Consider the following 22470-nt stretch of genomic DNA (forward strand, 5'->3'; position numbering starts at 1 on the left):
AGGTTAAATATTAATCTTCTTTAGGCTTTTGCTTTTTCCATCTGTTATGTGTCCAAAGCCAGTAAGCAGGCTGTTCAAGAATATCCTTTTCCATTAGTTTGGTATACTTACTAGTAATTTCACCTTTTTCTACCGTCTTGGGATCTTCAACAACATTTTCAAATGTCAATTCATAATACCCTCTCTTAATCTTTTTGATATGTAAATAAACAACTGAATAATCATATCTTACTGAGTATCTTTCTGTTCCAAACATAACTGCTGTTTCCTGACCAAGAAATTCAGTCCAATAAACATTTGATTTAGATTTTCTAGGTGACTGATCAGCTGCAAATGCCATCAATGAGGGTTTATCACGCTTTGTATTAAAAAATCTCAAAGTATCATTTTTGGCAACCAGGTTCATTCCAAATTTAGACCTGGACTTATGAATTACCTTATCAAAAAATTTATTTGACAGTGGTGCATATATCACTGCAATATGACAGGCATTTTGCGGGAATTGTGCTGGGAAGGCAACCGCAGCCATTTCCCAGTTATTATGGTGAGCACATACCAAAGATACATTTCTACCTTTATTAATATGATCAATATATACTTCCGGGTTTGTAACCCTACAGCGTTTGATGGCTTCCTTCCTGGAGATAGTAAATAGTTTTACACTCTCTATCATCAGATCACAAAAATGCTTATAAAATTCTTTTGCAAGTTCTTTAATTTCATCTTCAGATTTATCGGGGAATACCCTTTTCATATTACTGAAAACTACTTTTTTCCTGTAGCCAATCAAATAATAAGCTATCAAATAGAATAAATCTGATAGTAAGTATAAAATCCCCATCGGCAATAAAGAAAGGGGAAAGATCAAAACATAATAAAAAAATGCAGTTATATAATACATTTAAGGCCTGGAATTTATTTTGGCTACAAAAATCCTAATAATCAGGTTATGAATAAAGAAAAATACAATTTTTTATCCTTCTTCTGTTCTATAAAACTTATTTCATTACAATAAACATTCTATTCTATACCATGAACCTTAACTTTAAATGCTGGTCTTTCAAAATATCTGTCAACTTCAATTTTATCAGGATAGGATATAATAATCCGTTTGCCTTCTAAATTAATATCAGATTTTTCGTTTAAATAATCCATCAAAGCTCTCTCTCTCTTATTTTTATTTGCGTCGATTAATGAATAAACCTTGTCTTTTCCCAGATATTCCAATGCAAGTCCATTTATATCATAAATATTTTCTTCAACCGGGATTTTACCAGATAAATATGAAAGGAAACCGGGATCATATTTGTTAATGCTTACTATCTTTAAAGAATCAGTAGATTTTAATCCATTGTCACCATTTTGAAAGAGATAGTACACTCTTTTCAATTGAAATAAAGCATATTGATTTGCTTCCCAATCTCTATTAAAATAATGTATTAATTCAATGTTTAATTTATCATCCTTCAAGATCTTAGCTAAATTCTTAATGTCTCTTTTTTGATTATTAGTTATTACAGTGTCCAGATAATTAAACTTAATCTCATGAATGTTATCAGTCCTTTTTTTAAATGGTTTAGTAATCAATTTCACTGGAACTGCAGCAGTTTTTATTACAAGGTCCTTCACTACTTTTCCAACATTAGGGAAAAAATCTGTTTCGGGATGTGTTAATTCTCCTTTAACTGGAATTGAAATTTTCACCTCTCCATTAACATCTTTCATTAAACCAACAGCAACTCTTGAAGGGATTTTTTTATTTTTTGAACCATGAATCTTCTCTCCTACCTCCAAGTTGGTAATTACTATATCATTTTGACTTGAAAAGTAATTATTTTGAATATCTGAGCTCGCAGATAAATTAATTTCACCATCCCAGAAAGGTTGATAAATATAAAAATCAGTAAAAGGTGAAAAGTCTACAATTTTTAATCCTGTAAACCTGTGATCGATATGAATTCTTTTCTCCGTAATGGATTTAATGATAACTCTACCTGATAATAAGCCCGAATAATTTAATCTGGAATTAAAGGTCATTGTTGAGTTTTCATTAAGAGAACTAAAGGAATTCATTGTTGCCGAACCTTCTTCTAACAATAAATGAAATGGTTCATTATTTGAGTAATCAGTAAATTGCAAATAACCTTTCTCAATATTCATGCTATCAATTTTCAATTCTTCAAATGAAAATTGTTGAATGATTTCCTTAAGATTTAAATAAAAACTGTTATAACTTCTAAGAAAAGTGCTATGTATATAATCAAGCTTCTTATATTCTGACAAAAGACTATCTGGATCAATTTTACGGTTAACCATTAAAGAATCAAAATCCGAAGTCAGAAATAGCTCAAGAGGAAATTTACGTATGATATTATTTCCGGATTCAATTAATAAGATATCAATTGATGGGTTTGTTAAAATAACATCTGATAAGTAATAGACTCCATTATATGCAGATACAGTATCAATAGTCAATTTCAACTCACTAACATGAAGCAAACTCTTATCATAAGGCCCGAATAAAGATAAATTTTGAATTTCCAAAACTCCATTTGCCTCTGAGGTCAAAGAATCTATATTACCGCCAATTGAAATATCTGCATTAATTAAGCCATCTAACTTCTCCGCATATAATGCTTTATCTAAAAATGGCAGTGCAAATCCGATATCAAATTCATTTACTTTAAACCTACTTTTATACTTACCATTATTAAGGTTTAATACCCCATCAAACTTAACATCTCCCCTTTCTGCGAAATTACATTCACCAGAAAATTCATATGATTGTTTTTCATCTGCTGCTAACTTTGCAAGAATTGATAAAATATTAATTTCAACTGATCCTCCAAATAAAGTATTTTGATACTCAAGTGTTGCATCTTCAACACTTATTTCATTGATACTTATAGCCTTAACACCAAAACTTTGAGACTCTAGTTGATCTTTTAAATCATTTAAAGAGCTTTCAAGGTCTGAAATATTCAATTCATCTTTCCCTTGAACTACCTTTAATCTAATTCCACTTAATTCTAATTCCGAAATCGTTATTTCATCTGAAAACAATGTTGAAAAATTAGCACCAACTGAAATATTTTCTATACTCAGGAAGGGTGTTTCTTCATCTTTCTCATAAATAATGAAATGATTAATAGACAAAGAGGCAGTTAGTGGGCTTATTATTAAGCTGCCAACTTCAACTTTTCTTGATATTTGTGACTGCACTTTTTCGATAAGTAGCCTTTTCCCAGAAAAAGAAGCTACAATCATAAAAATAAACGCAATAATAAATAGCAATATTGCGATTTTAAAAACTATATGGAATCTTTTATAGAAATCAATGAAGCCGGAACTCATTACATATGAATATTATTCATTTGACTTTTAAAAAGTTACGAACTAATATTCACTACAGCCAACCAATTAACTTATATTTCAATAGTATTTGCTTCCAGTTTTGTCTTCATTGATTCATGGCAGGAAAAAAGTAATATCTGGTGCGAATTAGAAATATTATGAAGTTCATCGATTGCTAATCTAAGTCTGGCACCATCAAAATTGACCAGAATATCATCAAGGATTAAAGGTAAGGGCTCATCTTTACCTTTAACAATAGCTAACCTCAATGATAAATAGAGTTGTTCTTTCGTACCTCTACTTAAATCTTCCACCTTAATTCTCTTTCCTTCCTTATCAGAAACACTTATAAACTGGTTTTCTGATTCATGAACAACTAAATATTTCCCTTCAGTAATCCGAGAAAATATCGCCGATGCATCTTCTATTATAGCAGGTTTTACAGCCATTTCAAGATTGATAGTAGCCTTGTTAATAATATGCTCGATATAATCCAGCTTATACCATTGAAGTACCTTGTCGGTTAATTCTTCATTAATTAAGGTAGCTTGTTGATCGGCAACTTCTTCAGAAATTTTTTTTAATAATTCAGCAGAATGAGTATCCCTCGTTATTGTTTCGTACAATTTTACGATTTCCAGCTCTTTTTCATTGTACTCCTTTTCAAGCCTTTCCAACTCAAAATCAATATCAGCTGGATTTATTTCTTTATAAATATCATTTGGATTGTTAGCATTATCTACTCCAAACACCTTTTTAAAGGCAAATAAGATCTCATTATTTTCTCTTATTAGCTTATCTCTTAACTCAATACTATTGTGAAGCTTTAATAAATCCTCATTGGAATCGATTCCCTTTTCCTCAAATAATTTATTAAGGTTATTTATATAATCCTGACGCTCCCTCAATTTATCGTTCCACTGCTTTTCTTTTTCTAATACAGTCTGTTTAATTTGAAAAAGCTTCCTTTCCTTTATCTTAGCCTCTTCGTATTTCTTAAATAATTTATCAAGTCCCTTTATTAATTCATCCTTTTCAATTTTCGCCCCGGTTAGTAGACTTAATTCTTTTTCAAAACCATGAATTTCATTTTCTTTTTGCCTAAATCCTTTTACCCTATCAATCCATTCTTTAATATTTTTCTCAAGTAAAACACAGGCTGAATACCAGTGTTCAAGATCGGTTAAAGTTTGAAATTGTCTTCCAGGCAATTCTTCCATAACAAAATTCAAAAAGAAATTCTCAACTTTTTGTTTCTGATCTTTGATATCATTTAAAACGCCATTTATTATCGAAGCCTTATGCTTTTGTTTTACGATTAAAAACACTGTCAATCCGGTAGCAACTAAAAAACTTCCTATAGATGGAATTACCAAATCTTTATAAAACAGTATGATACCTGCAATAATTGCGCAAACAATTAATACAAGAGTTAAAACAGTAGTACTTTTAAATCCTTTATCTTTCTGAAGAAGATCTAACCTATTATCTGCAGATGCTTGATAATACACAAATTGATCCTTTAAATTTTTATATTCAGAAATAAATGATTTTACCTTTCCAAAATTATTTACTTCAGGAATTTTTAAAATATGCTTTGGATTAAACCCTAAGGAGTCTGCTTCCTTATCAAGAGATTTTTTTATTCCGGTAAGTTTTACCCTTTCATCATTAATTATACTACAAAGACTTTCCAGATACTTATAGTTAGACTTTAGTCTTTCAATTTGTTCCTGATTTTCCAGAATAGAATCGTCAAAATTGAGTTCTCTTCTATCAATATCAGCTTGAGAAAGCTCCTGATCTAAATTATCAATTTCAACAGTTAAGACATTTATCCTTTCATTTATAGAAATAGCTTTACCAGAATCTTCTAATGAAAAACTAACAGGGATACTAATAGATTCTAATTTCTTCTTGTTATCAGAATACCTAACAAAATCGGGATACATTTCCTGGATTTGAGTTAACTGCTTCAACTTTAGTTTAAGATCAGAAAACACTTTTTTACTTTCAGATACTTTTTCATTATTATTATCAACCTTAGCTAACAACTCAAAGTATTCGTCATAGCTTTTCCTTAATTCTTCCCTTTGCTCTTCTACTTCCTTCTTTTCATCAAGTAACAGCTGAATCTCACTTTTTTTACTACTACTCAATAATTTTTTCTTTTGCAATAACAAATCTTCTCTTAATTGCTTTAGTCCTGTATTTCTCAAACCCATACTTCTACTCAACAAGAGCTCAAAAAAACCGCTTTCATCAATCGAATTTGAAGAACTGAGTTCATCGAGAGTTATAGCATAAATATTCTTAAAAAGGCTCTCATTTACTTCGTATAATAGGTCATTTCTATCATCATAAGAATTGCCATTATCATCAAACACTCTCAATATACCCCCATTTGCACCGAAATATCGTTCAAACCATATTTTACCATATTTCACATGTTCAACCAAGATTCTACCACCATGAGCACCGCCATTTACAGGTTCCATATTTGACTGGGACCGTTTAGTAGAGGGATATCCAAAAAGTGTATATATTACAAATTTCAAAATAGTAGATTTGCCTGCTTCATTCTTTCCTAAAATAAGGTTGATACCTTCTGAAAGATTCTTCAGCTTAAAATCATTCAATTTCCCAAACCCATCTATGTGAATCTCACAAATCTTCATTAAACTCAGATTTAAACAAATCAATCATTTTTTTCTTGATTTCAGATTCCATTTCAATATCATTAACTGAATTAATCAAGTCTCTGTTAATTTTAGAAAGATCTCTATTTTTGATGGACCCTGAATTAATATGCTCTGAAATCGGGTACTGTGTCATCAATTTCTGAATTTCTTTAAAGAAACTATTTGAACTGAAAAACTGTTCCGGACTTATCCATTGATCTATATTTGAAATTACCCCATCAAAATACTGATTATCAAATGAATCATTCAATTGTTCCAGAAATTCTTCCTTATTGTTTTCCAAAGAAAAATATCTAAACAATGAATCACATGAGCCCGAAACTCGCAGTCGATTCATATAAAATTTCTCAATTGCAGAATCCTTAAGCAAATTTCCGATTTTTTTAAAGCATGTGGTTAAATTATCGTCATTTTTGACCTCCAAATCTAAATATCTATATTCTATTTTTGATACGTCTACATAACTCAGTTCAGGATTCATTTCACTTGATATTTTGACTTTCAAGCATTTACCTCCATGAAGCTCCTTGTAATGCCTTGGTTGTGGAATACCGGGATAAGCTATTCTATCTGATAAAATTTCAGGCTTATGAATATGACCAAGAGCCCAATAATCAAAATTTTTATTTTGCAATTCATCTAATTTAAAAGGAGCATAAACATGATGAATACTACTATCCTCCCCTATACTTCCATGTAGAAGTGCAATATTAAAATCTGCCTTTTCTGATGTTTTATAATCGTTATGTATAGACTCCCTTAGAGATGAAGTTTCATATGAGTATCCTGCAAAGTAAACATTATGATTTTCTCTAGAATTAATGGTTATACCAGAAACCTTTCCCGGTTTAAAAAGGTGAATAACTTGGTGATTAACCAGTTCTTCCGGCCAAAACATATATGGATCATGATTACCTGCTATTGCAACAACCTTTACCCCATTATAATACAGCCTATCAAACTGTTTATGTAAAAAGAAAATGGTTTTTAAACTTTTCTTCTCAGAATCAAACAGGTCTCCAGAAATTATTAAAAAGTCAGCCTTTTCATTGATACATGCATTAACTATCATTTCAAAGGATTGATAAGCTGCAGAGATCAATTTTTCAGCAAAGACATTATTTTTTGCTCTAATTCCTCTAAAAGGACTATCAAGATGAACATCACCAGTATGAAAAAATAATATTCCTTTATTCATTTAAAATTCTTTATTACTAATAAAAATATGATTGTATTAATATTCAAACATTCTTTTTCTTTCCAGTTATCTTTAATCAAACATACTTCAAATGCATTTCAAGTGTTAATAATTAAAGGTAAAGGAATTTTACTGAACTCATAAATCTTAATTTTATTATGTTGTCAACAAGATATTATAAACTATAATAATATAAGTTCAATTCTATCAACTCAGACATTAAGACTATAAAAAAGAAAAATATTCAGTACTTCGAGATTTTAGGAATATTAAAATCACTCTTAATTAAAAAATAAGGTTGATAGCCATACATAGGTACTTACAAAAATTAATTTTCAATATAAAAACATCTTTAAATTATCCAATAACACATATACATCTACACAATCTGGCCAATCACATTTGGTAAATCACAATTTGTTTAAATAATACAATCAGATTTCGTTTAAACAACTTTCAAATTGACACACTTTTAATTAATTTCGCTGCAATTCGGACTTTACCTAACAATTGGTTGGTTGATATTATTTTTAAGATTAAGTGGTACCGTAATAAAGGGTTAACAAAAAACACTTATATATCAAACTCCGGATAATGAATGAGAATTTGATTTTTGTCTAACAACATATAACATCGCAATAAACATGTCTAAATCTGCGGAAATAATTATAGAAGGTAAGAAATACGAATTACCTGTAATTGAAGGTACGGAGGGTGAAAAAGGTATTGACGTTAGTAAACTGAGAGCCGAATCTGGTTATATAACATTAGATTATGGTTTTAAAAATACCGGTTCTACTACCAGCAAGATTACTTTTTTGAATGGTGAAGAAGGAATTTTAAGATACAGAGGCTACACAATTGAAGATCTTTGTGAAAAATCTAATTTTCTTGAAGTAGCTTTCCTTTTAATATATGGTAAGCTCCCAACAAATGAAGAGTATGATCAATGGCTTTATGATATTAAAATGCATACAATGGTGCATGAAGATATCAAAAGGATATTAGAAGGTTTTCCTTCAAATGCACACCCAATGGGCGTTCTTTCTTCATTAATCACTTCCCTTACTGCATTCTATCCAGAAAGTCTTGATCCAAACAGATCAATTGACGGAGTTAAGCTTAGCATTGTTAGACTTTTAGCAAAACTTCCTACAATGGCTGCATGGGCGTATAAGAATGAAGTAGGACATCCGGTTAATTATCCGGACAATACTTTAGACTACGTTTCTAATTTCTTAAAAATGATGTTTGCTCTTCCGGCTGAGCAATATGAAGTTGATCCTGTAATAAGCAATGCTTTAGATACATTATTAATACTTCATGCTGATCATGAGCAAAACTGCTCTACTTCAACTGTAAGAATGGTTGGATCTAGCCATGCATCATTATATACATCAATTTCTGCTGGTGTTAATGCACTTTGGGGACCTCTTCATGGTGGTGCTAACCAGGCAGTTATTGAAATGCTTGATAACATCAAGAAAGATGGTGGAGATGTAGAAAAATACATTAAGAAGGCAAAAGATAAGAATGATCCATTCAGATTGATGGGATTTGGTCACAGGGTATACAAAAATTTTGACCCTAGAGCTAAGATCATCAAAAAGCACGCTGATGAGGTTCTTGCAAAACTTGGCATACATGATCCTGTTCTTGATATCGCTAAAAAACTAGAGGAAACAGCACTTCAGGATGAATATTTCATCGAAAGAAAATTATTCCCGAACGTTGATTTCTATAGCGGCATTATTTACAGAGCGATGGGAATCCCTACTGAAATGTTTACAGTAATGTTTGCTATGGGTAGACTTCCAGGTTGGATTGCTCAATGGTTAGAAATGAGAGAAAACAACGAACCAATCGGCAGACCTCGACAAATTTACACTGGTGAAAATGTTCGAGATTATGTTGAAATGAACAAGCGATAATAAATATTATATTATAAATTTATAGCCCCGATCTTCGGGGCTTTTTTTATGCGATTCATTTAAAAACTATATGCAGCTATTCTTTCATCGTGATATTAAAACAGACAAGATGCTTCCCGAATCAGAAGCCGTGCATTGCACTAAAGTTTTGAGAAAATCAGTTGGTGATGAGATAAACGTAATCGACGGACAAGGATATCTTTACACTTGTGTAATTACCAATACATCAAAAAAAACATGTGAAGTGGAAATTAAGCATGAGGAATATTTCGAAAACAATTTACCTCATATTAATTTATTAATTGCACCAACAAAAAATGCTGAACGTATTGAATGGTTTGCTGAAAAAGCTGTTGAAACTGGTGTCAGTCAAATAACAATTATTTTAACTGACAATACGGAAAGAAAGAAGTTCAATATGGACAGACTTGAAAAGAAAATTGTTTCAGCTTCAAAACAAGCCAGACGATTTCATATACCAACATTGGTAGGTCCAGAGAAATTGGAAAATATTTTTAATATTTCTGTGAACAAAAACCAGCAAAATTTTATTTGTTATGTTGAGGAACACCAACCTGATCATTTATATAATAAAATAGAGGTAGGTTCTGATATAAATATTCTAATTGGACCTGAAGGTGATTTTTCAAAAGAAGAATACAATTTGGCAATTAAATCCGGCTATATACCAGTGTCATTAGGTGATTTCAGATTACGAACTGAAACCGCAGGATTAGCTGCTATTCAAATGGCCGTTTTAAAAAATTCAATTTGATGCATAATTAAAAACAAGTTATTTTCGTTATTATTCTAATCTGTTAGGGCACCACTCTTTTATGATATTAAATTACATTTTTATACTCTTTTTTGTACTCTCATTTGTAGCAGCATTAATACGATTTATAGTGTATGGTGATGCATCAGTTTTTACCACAATGGTAAATAGCATGATGGATGCTGCTCAAAACGGATTTGAATTAGCTTTATTTTTAACCGGAACAATTGCTCTCTGGTTAGGTATCTTAAAAGTTGGAGAAAAAGCAGGAATGATAAAATTCATTTCAAAACTTGTAAATCCTTTCTTTGTTAGAATTTTCCCTGAAATCCCTGACGGACACCCCGTTATAGGTAATATAGTAATGAATTTCTCAGCAAATTTTCTTGGATTAGGAAATGCAGCAACCCCTCTTGGTCTTAAGGCAATGCAAGGTCTTCAAGACCTTAATCCTGACAAAAATAGAGCTTCCAATGCTCAAATAATGTTTTTAGTTTTAAACACGAGTGGACTAACCGTTATCCCGATAACTGCACTAGCAGTTCTTGAAAAAGCGGGAACAGAAAACCCCGGTGTTATCTTTTTACCTATAATTATAGCAACGTTCTTTTCTTCTATGGGAGGATTAATTGTTATGGCGATTTGGCAAAAAATTAACCTCTTCAACAAAGTAATAATGCTTTATTTGGGTTCCATGACTGCGATAATTGTAGGGGTATTATATTTCTTCACTAAGCTAACGTCCGAACAAGTTCAACAGGTCAGTGCATTTGCAGGTAATTTTATTATTCTTTCAATTATCATACTTTTTATTGTTGTTGCCTGGAAGAAAAAAATCAATGTATACGAGACTTTTATTGATGGCGCCAGGGAAGGATTTCAGATCAGTATTAAAATCATACCTTACCTTGTAGCAATTTTAGCAGCTATTGCTTTATTAAAATCAAGTTTGATACTTGAAAACATTATTCTGATGTTTGAATATCTTTTTGAGGCATTGTCGGTGGATACTTCTTTTGTCCCTTCATTATTAACGGCTTTTATCAGGCCTTTAAGCGGCAGTGGTGCTCTTGCAACTATTCAAGTAATGTCAGAACAATTTGGCCCTGACTCTTTTCAAACACTACTTTCTTCAGTAATGCTCGGTAGTACAGAGACTACATTCTATGTTTTGGCTTTATATTTTGGCTCGGTGAGTATCAGAAACACAAGGTATGCGGTAGCTGGAGGTTTAATTGCAGATTTCATAGGAATTCTTGCAGCAATTTTATGTGCCTATTTATTTTTTGGAGATAAAATCTAGTTTCTAAAACATTTTTCTTTTAAATTAATCAAATAAATTACAAGGGGGAGTTAATCAGCTAACCATTGATTAACTTAGAGTCCGATTATTTTTTTAAACTCTCTAGAAGCCAAATTTTATGAACGCAGAAAAGTCGGCAAAACAAAAGACTATATACGATAACGCCAGGAATCATTTTTTAGGCAACTTTCCTGAAACACTTCCTATTGAACAAGCATATGTCCACATAGGCATGTATCTGGGTTGGATCATTGAAAATGATCTATATTCTGAATATTTTGAAGATGAAAGTGAGATTCAAATAATTAGATTTAAAAATAGAGTTATTTCACCAGCTTTATTAAGTGAACTTTGGGATGGTTATCTTGGATTTGAGCTATTTAATAAGACTGGTAATATGTTTACCTATTATTATTATGGTGGCGGTATCTATAAAAAAGATTATCAAACTGTATTGGCAGGAGACCTACCTTCAATTTATCATGTAGAAGATAGTTGGGAGAACTTTAAAGAAATATCGAAAAAGATAACACAGCGATACGAAGACTGGAGAAAGATTATAGAAGATTAAAAAAAATGCCGCTTAAAGCGGCATTTTTTTTGTCTATTTGTTTCTTACCCTAAATTCAGGATTCCCACCGTTACTTTCCTTTACTATATCGTTCACTTCCTTTTCTTCAACTAAAATCAATTCTAAAGGCTCCAATAATGGGTCCGTGTTATAAATCAACTTAAAAAATTCACTTTTTCCTTCCTCAGAAATAATTTCCAAATAATAAAGATATGAAGTTCCATTTTTCACAAAAGTTTTCACTTCAATTAACTGACTATCAATCTTCTCCTCTCCTAACTCACTTAATGTTTTAGTATTAAAATCATATTGACTCATCAAACTATCTCCTAATACTACAAATAATTCCAGACTATCCTTAATAAACACTCCAAGCGATAGAATTTTATCATTTTCCAACTTCAAACTGTTAATCACATGCTTATTAGCAAAACGATTAGAACTAAATACAGGAAATGAATCAGTATCAGATATTACAAATAATGAATTTCTATAATTACTTTTAATTTGATTTTGGATATCCTTCAACTCAGAATCAAGATTCCCCTTGGTTTCCTTCATCCATTTATTTAACCCTGTTCTTCCATAGTATTTTTTATAGATAAAAATTAAATGAACAGATTTTTCAAAATCATTATTCCTTTCTTCAACTTCCGTTAAAACACTAAGATTATTTTCAACATGCTCATAGTAAGTCTGAAGTTCTGACACTGTAGATAAACCTCCAGAGTTCACAGAATTACTTTTTAATGAACGGAATTGATTATTTATTTTTTTGTCTTCATTATAATACTTCAAAAGACTATAAATCAAACCATTATCTCCAAATTGATCTAAATTTTTCTGTGCTTGAAGAATCAATTTCACACTATGCTCACCTTCTCTAAAAGCATTGTATAGCACTTTTTTGGAAAACAATACTTTCGACAACTCTTCAGAAACATGATCTACAAAGTATGAACAATCCAAATATTTACCTCCTTTTTCAAAAAGAGATAACTTTTTAAGCCTTTTAATTTCATCAAAATTGAGAGTTTGGACATCAACTGAAGGGTCAGAATACTTACTTTGTCCTAGGGCGATAACTAGATTATTTGCATTTATTCTTTTATTCACATTCTCGTTATAACGATCATTTATTCCTGACAATCTTTCTATGACTGAAGAATCTGAAAGAAGAATTAGTTCATTATAATCACTGAATGTTGAAATGATATCCTGGATATCTTTAAGCAAACTGGCATATTCCTGCTCAGATTCATTCTTAATTTCATATAGTGCACTAACCTGATCTCTTTTTCCTTGAAGAGCATCAATATAGTTATCAACTAATTCTAATAATGAGTTTGAAGCAACATGATCCAGATTACTTCTTCTAAGTTCATTTCTAAAAATTAAATCATAATACCCCTGGTATTCATCAAAATACTCATTGGTATACTCACTTTTAAATTTTTCATAAAAGAAAATAGATGAATCGGTATAGGTAAAATAGCCATCGCTATCCTTAATAAAGTCATGATGCAGCGATTTGTCCTTATAAATTTCAGCCAGATAAAGATTTAAAAAGTTTGATTCCTTTTTATCTGATTTCAATTCTTTCATAAAATCAAATGCAACATTATATTGCCCGGAAGACATTAATTTAGAAAGTTCTTTGAGATCTTTCTTTTGTCCGTTCACGTTAATAGAAAAAATTACGGACATTAAAAAAATACAGGTAACTGAAAGATAATTTCTCATATGGACGGCAAGATAATAAAACTTCTTAAAGCAATAAAAAATAATTTTTTTATCCTACTTATCACCATCATCTTTTTAGTTCCTCCATTGAGACTCTCGGTAACTAGTTTTTTGCAAAGTATAATGTTGAAAATACCTTTTTTTGAGGCTTCAGTGAATGAAAACGACACAAATAAGAGTATAAAATCCTCCATTTCTGTTTTAGATGAAGCAAATAAAAAAATCACACATGATTTTGAAGACTACGATTTCACTTTTATAAATTTTTGGGCTAGTTGGTGTCCCCCATGTATTGCAGAAATGCCTTCAATTCAAAAACTATATAATCAAACCAAAGAAAATAAGAATATTAAATTTCTGATGATATCCTCTGATTCTGATTTCTCAAAGGCTAAAAATTTAAAAATTAAAAAAGAATTTACCTTCCCTATTTATTCATTAGCCTTTGGATTACCCGAGCAACTAAATCACTCTAGTATTCCATATACAGTAATAATCGATAAATCGGGAACCATCATTTACGAGAAAGAAGGAATGGCTAATTATAATAGTGATAAAATTATTGAACTGTTAAGGTAATTAAATATTAGGAATAGTATCTGGCGAATAATATTGTTCAAAATACATTGTATTCTGGGAAATTTCATTCCAGAATTCCACTTCTGCACGTAGAACAACAGCTCCACCTGGACTGACATTGCCTATTTCAGCATTAGATAAATATTCAGCCAAATAACTCAAACTTGGGTTATGACCTATAACAAATACAGTTTTCCAGGCTTCTCTAAAGCTATTTACCACATCAAGCATATTACGAACAGATGCATTGTAAAGAACATCATTATGCCTGATTTGGTTGATATCATATTTCACACCTTCGGCAATGATATTACTGGTTAGTGCAGCTCTTTCTGCATTAGACGAAACAATAACATCAGGTGTTAAAGACTTAGATGCTAATACTCTACCTAATCTATTTACATCAGCAAATCCTTTTCCCGTCAGGATTCTGTCTATATCCTTTTCATCTGAGCTGGCTTCTTGCGCCTGTCCATGTCTGATTAAGACCAGTTTCTTCATTTGATTAATATATTAATTAATTGTAACCCAGTCAAATCGAAATTAATTCAAAAGTCTTTAACTTAAAAATAAGAGTTTAAGAAACAAAAAATATAAATTGTAGAAAAATATTAAATCCAAATCATCAAATACTGCTTTTTCTTTTAGGATTTAATTATAGATATTTGGCACTTTCAAATTGAAATAGATATTATTTAATATGGCAAAAAATTTAGTAATAGTTGAGTCACCTGCAAAGGCAAAAACAATTGAAGGATATCTCGGTAAGGATTATAAAGTGACTTCATCTTATGGTCATGTAAGAGATCTGCCTAAAGGAGACAAAGCTATTGATATAAAAAACGGGTTTAAACCCACCTACGAAATTACCGGGGATAAGAAAGAAGTCATTAAGGAATTAAAAAAACTTTCTAAGGATGCAGAGACAATCTATCTTGCATCGGATGATGACCGCGAAGGAGAAGCTATTTCATGGCATTTGAAAGAGGCTTTGAAGCTTGACGAAACGAAAACTAAAAGAATAGTATTTAGGGAGATCACAAAAAACGCCATATTAAATGCCATTGATCACCCACGATCAATAGATCTTGACCTCGTAAATGCACAACAAGCAAGACGGATCCTGGATAGAATAGTAGGATATGAAATCTCTCCTATTCTTTGGAAAAAAATCAAAAGAGGATTATCCGCAGGAAGAGTACAGTCTGTTGCAGTTAGGCTTGTAGTTGAACGAGAAAGAGAGATTGATGCTTTTGAATCTGTTGACTCGTTTAAAGTATCAGCAATCTTTACAGATGAAAACAATAAAGAAATCAAAGCTGAACTTAATAAGAAGTTCAAAACATATGATGAGGCGGTAAAATTCCTAAATGATTGTGCTTCAGCGAAATTTACAATTAGCAAATTAGAAACTAAACCTTCTAAAAAGAGCCCTGCACCTCCTTTTACTACTTCTACATTACAACAGGAAGCAAGTAGAAAGTTAGGATTTTCAGTTTCTCAGACAATGACATTAGCTCAGAGACTATATGAGTCTGGAAAGATATCATATATGAGAACGGACTCATTGAACCTATCTGAGGAAGCGATTTCAATTGCAAAAAATACTATCACTTCTGAATTCGGTAATGAATATTCCGAAGTAAGAAAGTATAAGTCAAAGAGCCAGGGAGCACAAGAAGCTCACGAAGCTATCAGGCCAACAGATTTTGGCACTACTGAAGCTGGTAAAGACAGAAATGAGCAGAGATTATATGAGCTTATCTGGAAAAGAGCCATCGCTTCTCAAATGGCTGATGCTCAAATAGAAAGAACTATAGCAACAATAAACATAAGCAATAACAATGATGTTTACTTTACTGCTACAGGTGAAATAATCAAATTTGACGGATTCCTTAGAGTATATCTTGAATCAACAGATGACGAGGATGAAGAAGAATCAAAAGGCATTTTACCTCCATTAAAAGAGGGACAAAACCTGAATGCTTCGGAAATTATTTCCAGACAGTCCTTTACTCGTCCTCCGGCAAGATATTCAGAAGCTTCATTGGTTAAGAAACTTGAAGAAATGGGAATTGGAAGGCCATCTACTTATGCACCTACAATTAGTACGGTACAGAAAAGAGGCTATGTTGTCAAAGAATCAAGGGAAGGAAAAGAACGTCAATACAAACTGATTACTTTAAAAGGCGGGCAGGTTAAAGAACAAACCAAAACAGAAACTACGGGAGCGGAAAAAAACAAATTATTCCCAACCAATACTGCAATGGTTGTTAATGATTTCCTTGTAGAGCATTTCCCAAATGTTACCGATTATTCATTTACGGCAAATGTTGAGAAAGAATTTGATGAAATTGCTCAGGGAATGAAGGAATGGGACTCGATGATTGATGCCTTTTATGGTAAGTTCCATGCAAAAGTTGAGGATACAGAAGCAATTTCCAGAAAAGAAATAAATACATCAAGGAATCTGGGTACAGACCCAAAAACCGGAAAACCAGTAATGGCACGTCTAGGTAAATTTGGTCCGATAGTTCAGATTGGTGATCCTGAAGATGAGGAGAAGCCAAGATATGCCAGCATGAGAAAAGATCAATTCATTGAAAGCATATCTCTTGAAGAAGCACTTGAATTATTCAAGTTACCAAGAGAAATCGGAACATATGAAGATGAACCTGTTTCTGTAAATATTGGTAGATTCGGGCCTTATATTTTACATGCGAAAAAATTTACTTCCCTTCCAAAGGAGGATGATCCATATAGTGTGGAATTATCTAGAGCAATTGAGTTAATTGACGAAAAAAGAAAAGCTGAAGCTAATAAATTCATTAAGACTTTTGATGAAGACGAATCTGTACAGGTTCTAAATGGCCGCTACGGTCCATACATAAAAGTTGGTAAGCAAAATGTAAAAATACCGAAGGATAAAAAACCTGAGGAGCTAACTCTCAAAGAGTGCCTTGAATTAGCTGAAGAAGCTAAAAACAAGCCTAAAAAACCTAGAGGTAGAAAAAAATAAAATGCAAAAACTCGTTGTCCTAACAGGAGCAGGAATAAGCGCTGAAAGTGGTATTGCTACTTTCAGAGATGCTAATGGACTTTGGGAAGGATATGACGTTACAGAAGTTGCGTCTCCTTCCGGTTGGGATGCCAATCCTGAATTGGTACTTGATTTTTATAATCAAAGAAGAAAAAATGTACTTGAAGCCCAACCCAATCCAGGGCATTTAACATTGGTTGACCTTGAAGATTATTTTGATGTAACAATCGTCACTCAAAATGTTGATGATCTACATGAAAGAGCGGGCTCAACTAACATTATTCATCTACATGGCGAAATTATGAAAGCCAGAAGTACTGCAGATGAAAACTTAGTATATAATCTAGATAAGCCAGATATAAAACTTGGTGACGTTTGTGAAAAAGGCTCTCAATTAAGACCTCATATAGTTTGGTTTGGTGAAATGGTACCAATGATGGAACCTGCAATTAAAGCTGCTTCCGAAGCTGACTTATTTATCATTGCAGGAACTTCACTCCAAGTATATCCTGCAGCAGGATTATTTCAATATTGCTCTTATGATACACCGGTTTTTCTGGTCGATCCAAGTATTCCTAGTGGAGTCAGTAATTCAAGAATCTTTTGTATTGAAGAACCTGCATCAACTGGAATCCCTAAACTCAAAGAGAAATTAATCAACGAATTTCTTAAAAAATAGAATCGTCCCACGATTTTGATTTATCATAAAATATTTCTCCATTTTCAATTGTTAATGGTGAATTAACATTGTTATGATAAAGTTGACCGGTACCTAACCCCTGTGGCAAGCTGACATTTTTATATCCAGTATACTGTGCTATTGAATTTAATCCAATATTTGATTCAAGTGCTGAAGTCATCCACCATTCAATACCTAGCTTTTCTGCCGTAGATATCCACTTATCTGAGGCTCCCAACCCTCCTATTAGCGTTGGTTTTAGAATAATATACTGAGGTTTAATCTCATTTAACAAACCCTCTGACTCACCTAATGGCACACCGATTAATTCCTCGTCTAATGCTATAGGAACCGGACTTTCAGCACACAACCCTTTCATTTCTAAATAATTACCTTGCTTTATCGGTTGCTCAATACTATGTAATTTAAACTTTGATAGCTTACCAAGTTTTTCATAAGCTTCATTCAAAGAAAAGGCACCATTAGCATCGACCCTAATTGTTAAATCCTTTTCGGAGAAATTAGCTCTGATGAAATTAAGTATATCCAATTCAGTATTAAAATCTATTGCCCCAATCTTCATTTTCAAGCAATCAAAGCCCTGATCAATTTTAGTTTTAATTTGGTTAAGCATAAATTCCTTATCTCCCATCCAAATCAAACCATTAATTGGAATTCGCTTGACTCCATTAAAGAACTCTCCGCTAAATATTTCTTTTTGACCTCCGGATTTTAAATCAAGTATTGCAGTTTCAAACCCAAACCTTACCGATGGTAAACTTTCAGGAACAATTTTATTTACAAAACCGGAAATACTTTCTAAATCTGTTAATGCATAAATACCACTAAGGTCCTGATTAAACTTCTTTAAAAATGATTGTACATTGTTAATATCTTCAACACTTAATCCTGGTAAGGGTGCACATTCTCCAATACCTTTTAAGTTACTATTTTTATCCTCCAGAATCAGAAATATAACTTTATGATGTATCATAACACCACGAGAAGTTCCTGCATCAAATTTAAAATCTAGCTGATATTCAATAAAGTTAGTTTCTATCATCACTAATTTGCCTAAATGAAATAACCCGTTCAATAACTTTTAATAAGGCTAATTCTTAATTAAATTAAAAGAGCTGTATTTAAAATAACACTTATGAAATTCACCCCTGATTCACCGCCGGAAGATGGTCAAAACATTTTTATCGCCGGAACCGACCTTGAACCAAACAAAATAGTTAAAGCCACCTACTCTGGAAAAAGCGCAGATGAGAGAGGTTCAAATGAAATCGGATCTCATCATTTGAGCAAATGGCTTGTGTTTGATAATGAATCAGAGGCAATTGAAGCGCTAATCGATAAATTAGACGATTAAAATATATCAAAAATAGATCCGCCACCTCTTGAGGATCGACCTTTTTTCCCGGTAACTGAGCCAAGTAAGCCTCTGGACAACTCACGAATCAACGTTCGACCCATTTGACGTACCATGGTGTTTTTAGATAACTCATCCCAAACGGAATCATTATTTAACGGCTTCTTAGGTGATTGCTTTATAACTTCCTTTTCTTCCTCCTCTTCAGGTTCATATATTTTCTTCTCGAGAATTTCATAAGCACTTTCTCGATCAATCGGATCTTTATACTTTTTAACTAAATCAGATTTATCAATCAATGATTTTAATTCTGTATCAGTAAGTATTCCCATTCTGGAAGCCGGTGCTCTCAAGTGTGTCATTACAAGAGGAGTAGGAATACCCTTTTCATTTAATGCAGTTACAAATGCCTGACCAACTCCTAAAGAAGTCAGCACTTTATCTGTTTCATAAAAATCAGTTAAAGGAAAATTCTCTGCTGCAGTTTTAATAGCCTTACGATCCTTAGCAGTAATAGCTCTTAAAGCATGCTGAACTCTTAAGCCTAACTGACCTAAAATAGAATCAGGAATATCCGTAGGAGTTTGAGTACAAAAATAAATACCTACCCCTTTTGAACGAATCAACTTTACAACAGTATCAAGCTGTTCAAGCAGATCATCACCAGCTTCTTTAAATAAGAGGTGAGCCTCATCGATAAACATTATTAGCCTAGGTTTATCAGAATCACCTTGCTCTGGAAATGTATTGAATATTTCAGCAAGTAATGCTAACATAAATGATGAATACAGCCTTGGTTTATCCTGAATATCAGTTATCCTTAATACATTAACCTGACCATTTCCATCTTTATCTTTTCTTAACAAATCTTCTACCTCAAATGAAGGTTCTCCAAAGAAAGCATCTCCACCCTCCTGCTCAAGAGAAATTGCTTTACGCATTATTGTACCCATTGAAGCAGCACTTAATCTGCCATATTCCCTTTCTAAAGATTCCTTTCCATCTTCCGAGGCAAATCTTAAAAGTCGCTTTAAATCTTTCAGATCAAGTAGAGGAAGTCCATTTTTATCAGCATATTGAAATAACACAGACAAGATACCAGACTGCGTTGGGTTTAAATCAAGCATTTTCGAAAGTACAACAGGACCAAATTCCGAAATAGTAGCTCTCAGTTTAACGCCTTCATTGCCTGTGAGGCTTAATAACTCAACAGGATACCCTTTTGGTAAATACTCAATATTAATTGCAGAGTGTCTTTCAGAGATCTTACTGTTTGTCTCACCCGATGCAGCAATCCCACTTAAATCACCTTTGATATCCATCATTAGCACCGGGACTCCTTTATCACTCAAGCATTCGGAAAGTATTTGTAAAGTTTTAGTTTTACCAGTACCTGTTGCTCCAGCAATTAAACCATGCCGATTTAATGTTGCTAATGGTATTGCAACCTGTGCATCAGCTAAAATTTCATTGTTTAAAACTCCTGCTCCAAGGACAATAGAATCTCCTTTGGAGGTATAACCTGATTTAATACTTTGTATAAACTTTTCTTTTGCTTCCATAAAAAAACACCGCATTTAATTAAGATGCGGTGTAAATAAACAATATTTTAATTAATATGTAATTACAGGATCCAATTCTTTTGCCTGGGAAACAAAACTTTCTACCTGACTTAAAGATGGAACCTGCCTGACATGATTTTTCTTTTTACTTTCTTCAACTAATGCATTATGAAGATTTTCAGGGTTTCGATTTCTAAGTTCTTTTACTGTATCTACCCCTGCTGCTTCTAACAATTCACTGATTTCACTAGCTACACCTTTTATTCTGAACAAGTCAGCCATATTAGCCCATTTCAGTAGTTGAGAAGCATCAATTCCAGTGGCATCCGAAACTGATTTTCTTCCTGACTTAGATGCACATTTTTCTAAAAGCCCCTCTACAGAGGTAATTTCTGCTTTTTCTAATTTTTCAGCATTAACAGGTCCTATACCTTCAATTTCATTAATTTTTGTAGCCATAATTATTTAAGGTCTATTTATCATACATATTCCTTATTAATATAATTCAAATTATTATTATTTTAAACATATTTATCAAGGAATATATATAAATTATTAAGAATGAAATTTTATATTGACAATACGGTCAACACCTGTTATCTTTTGGAAAAAAACTGAAATATATGTCTTACGAATCATTTTTATCCGGGTTTCATTCGGTAATGTACGTAGCAATGGCAATTTCATTGGCATTTGCTTTGGGAGTGGTAGTTATCAATGTTATTAACCTGGCAAGATTAAAAGATCCCAAGTTGAAGTATGATTACATTTCTTCCAGAGAGAAAAGAATGTATACATATTTCTTTATCGGACTTGGAGCAGCTTTATTTTTCTACATGAATACTTTGTTTCTGGAGCCCGTTACTGAATCGAAAGGATGGATTTTCATTAGAATGGCCGTTGCGCTATGTGCAGGTACACTGATCGGATATATCCCATCATTATTGCTAAAATATATGCTCCCTGCAAATCAAAAAGGAAGACTAAAGAAATTAAGGTTTCAGCCAAGAATATCTCCTAAATCAGGTAAGAAAATGAGATTACTTACTGAGCAGGAAGAAGATGTTCATCTTGACGAAGCAATGCAGGCTGAGGAGAATATATTTTCAGTTGACTATGACGTGTGGGTAGATGATGATTCAGATTATGTTAAAATAGAAAAATACCCTGGGCACCTTGTGGCTGAAGAGTGTGATCGATGTGGAATGCAAACCTTGAAACTAAAAAAAGAGGAAATTTTAAAGCAACCAACAGAAGATGAACCCGGTGAAATTATTAAGCATTATAAATGTAGCTACTGTAATCGTGTAAAGCATGAAAACAAGCAGATAGCTCAATTAGCTGCGAATAAAGAAAGTTTCTTTCTAAGATATAGAGATAAAATTGGTGAGGCTGTAAGTGAAAAGCAATATCATGTTCAACTTATCAAGATGGAAGTTTATGATAATGACGGACATCCTCATCATTATGAATTTGGAGATCTGGATCAAGCCAGGTCATTCTTAAAAGAATTAGATTCTAAAAATAAAGCCTCGGAAGAATAAATAAAAAAGAGTGGTCAAATGGACTAGCCCCCAAAACTTAGACAAGTTTAACAATTTAATTTTAAATAATGAGCTCGGTATTTCACCGGGCTCATTCCTTTTAGATTCAATTTG

Annotated in this window: 18 protein-coding genes; 9 read left to right on the plus strand and 9 right to left on the minus strand. The window is 32.4% G+C overall.

Annotated features, from left to right (window positions below):
• Window positions 1-10 precede the first annotated feature (10 nt).
• From HH304_RS16670 to HH304_RS16685, 4 genes are all read right to left on the minus strand, one after another.
• Window positions 11-901: a lysophospholipid acyltransferase family protein gene (locus tag HH304_RS16670; protein ID WP_169684106.1), complete on the minus strand. Its 891-nt coding sequence runs from the start codon at window positions 899-901 to the stop codon at window positions 11-13.
• Between the two features lie 119 nt (window positions 902-1020).
• On the minus strand, window positions 1021-3354 hold the full coding sequence (locus HH304_RS16675) for a DUF748 domain-containing protein (RefSeq protein ID WP_456298950.1): 2334 nt from the start codon (window positions 3352-3354) through the stop codon (window positions 1021-1023).
• A 71-nt stretch (window positions 3355-3425) separates the two neighbouring features.
• Window positions 3426-6032: an ATP-binding protein gene (locus HH304_RS16680; RefSeq protein ID WP_169684112.1), complete on the minus strand. Its 2607-nt coding sequence runs from the start codon at window positions 6030-6032 to the stop codon at window positions 3426-3428.
• Window positions 6019-7254, minus strand: a complete 1236-nt coding sequence (locus HH304_RS16685) for a metallophosphoesterase family protein (RefSeq protein WP_169684114.1) — start codon at window positions 7252-7254, stop codon at window positions 6019-6021. Before HH304_RS16685 ends, HH304_RS16680 begins: the two co-directional genes overlap by 14 nt.
• 644 nt (window positions 7255-7898) lie before the next feature.
• On the opposite strand from HH304_RS16685, the gene HH304_RS16690 reads away from it, so the two are divergent.
• The 4 genes from HH304_RS16690 (at window position 7899) to HH304_RS16705 (ending at window position 11834) form a co-directional block, all read left to right on the plus strand.
• The gene (locus HH304_RS16690; RefSeq protein WP_169684122.1) at window positions 7899-9185 is read left to right on the plus strand and encodes a citrate synthase; all 1287 of its coding nucleotides are present in this window, start codon (window positions 7899-7901) and stop codon (window positions 9183-9185) included.
• 70 nt (window positions 9186-9255) lie between these two features.
• Window positions 9256-9960 (plus strand): RsmE family RNA methyltransferase, encoded by a 705-nt coding sequence (locus tag HH304_RS16695; RefSeq protein WP_169684126.1) that lies wholly within the window; start codon window positions 9256-9258, stop codon window positions 9958-9960.
• A gap of 61 nt (window positions 9961-10021) precedes the next feature.
• The gene (locus HH304_RS16700; RefSeq protein ID WP_169684128.1) at window positions 10022-11263 is read left to right on the plus strand and encodes a nucleoside recognition domain-containing protein; all 1242 of its coding nucleotides are present in this window, start codon (window positions 10022-10024) and stop codon (window positions 11261-11263) included.
• Between the two features lie 118 nt (window positions 11264-11381).
• Window positions 11382-11834, plus strand: coding sequence for a DUF7832 domain-containing protein (locus HH304_RS16705; protein ID WP_169684131.1), 453 nt, complete (start codon window positions 11382-11384; stop codon window positions 11832-11834).
• A 33-nt stretch (window positions 11835-11867) separates the two neighbouring features.
• Here HH304_RS16705 and HH304_RS16710 read toward each other — a convergent pair whose 3' ends face one another.
• Window positions 11868-13541 (minus strand): hypothetical protein, encoded by a 1674-nt coding sequence (locus HH304_RS16710; RefSeq protein WP_169684134.1) that lies wholly within the window; start codon window positions 13539-13541, stop codon window positions 11868-11870.
• Between the two features lie 159 nt (window positions 13542-13700).
• On the opposite strand from HH304_RS16710, the gene HH304_RS16715 reads away from it, so the two are divergent.
• Window positions 13701-14156, plus strand: a complete 456-nt coding sequence (locus HH304_RS16715) for a TlpA family protein disulfide reductase (protein ID WP_169684136.1) — start codon at window positions 13701-13703, stop codon at window positions 14154-14156.
• Here the strand turns inward: HH304_RS16715 and HH304_RS16720 are convergent, their stop codons facing one another.
• Window positions 14157-14657, minus strand: a complete 501-nt coding sequence (locus HH304_RS16720) for a SixA phosphatase family protein (protein ID WP_169684139.1) — start codon at window positions 14655-14657, stop codon at window positions 14157-14159.
• Between the two features lie 199 nt (window positions 14658-14856).
• On the opposite strand from HH304_RS16720, the gene topA reads away from it, so the two are divergent.
• Together topA and HH304_RS16730 are read left to right on the plus strand one after the other, a co-directional pair.
• Entirely contained in the window at window positions 14857-17175 is a 2319-nt protein-coding gene (gene topA, locus HH304_RS16725; protein ID WP_169684142.1) for a type I DNA topoisomerase, read from the plus strand.
• A 1-nt stretch (window position 17176) separates the two neighbouring features.
• Window positions 17177-17875 (plus strand): SIR2 family NAD-dependent protein deacylase, encoded by a 699-nt coding sequence (locus HH304_RS16730; RefSeq protein ID WP_169684143.1) that lies wholly within the window; start codon window positions 17177-17179, stop codon window positions 17873-17875.
• Here the strand turns inward: HH304_RS16730 and menC are convergent.
• Window positions 17865-18938 (minus strand): o-succinylbenzoate synthase, encoded by a 1074-nt coding sequence (menC, locus tag HH304_RS16735; RefSeq protein WP_169684145.1) that lies wholly within the window; start codon window positions 18936-18938, stop codon window positions 17865-17867. The two genes, HH304_RS16730 and menC, sit on opposite strands and share 11 nt — an antisense overlap.
• 93 nt (window positions 18939-19031) lie before the next feature.
• Here menC and HH304_RS16740 point away from each other — a divergent pair, with 93 nt between their 5' ends.
• Entirely contained in the window at window positions 19032-19250 is a 219-nt protein-coding gene (locus HH304_RS16740) for a hypothetical protein (RefSeq protein ID WP_169684147.1), read from the plus strand.
• Here the strand turns inward: HH304_RS16740 and HH304_RS16745 are convergent.
• A complete protein-coding gene (locus tag HH304_RS16745) occupies window positions 19247-20812 on the minus strand; it encodes a helicase HerA-like domain-containing protein (RefSeq protein ID WP_169684150.1) in 1566 nt (521 codons plus the stop codon). The genes HH304_RS16740 and HH304_RS16745 overlap by 4 nt on opposite strands.
• Window positions 20813-20863: 51 nt before the next feature.
• Complete coding sequence (locus tag HH304_RS16750) at window positions 20864-21271, minus strand: DUF4332 domain-containing protein (protein WP_169684154.1); 408 nt, start codon at window positions 21269-21271, stop codon at window positions 20864-20866.
• Between the two features lie 164 nt (window positions 21272-21435).
• On the opposite strand from HH304_RS16750, the gene HH304_RS16755 reads away from it, so the two are divergent.
• Entirely contained in the window at window positions 21436-22356 is a 921-nt protein-coding gene (locus tag HH304_RS16755) for a hypothetical protein (protein ID WP_169684156.1), read from the plus strand.
• Window positions 22357-22470: the final 114 nt, after the last annotated feature.

Origin of the sequence: Marinigracilibium pacificum (assembly GCF_012926615.1) — a bacterium.
GTDB classification, from domain to species: domain Bacteria; phylum Bacteroidota; class Bacteroidia; order Cytophagales; family Cyclobacteriaceae; genus Mangrovivirga; species Mangrovivirga pacifica.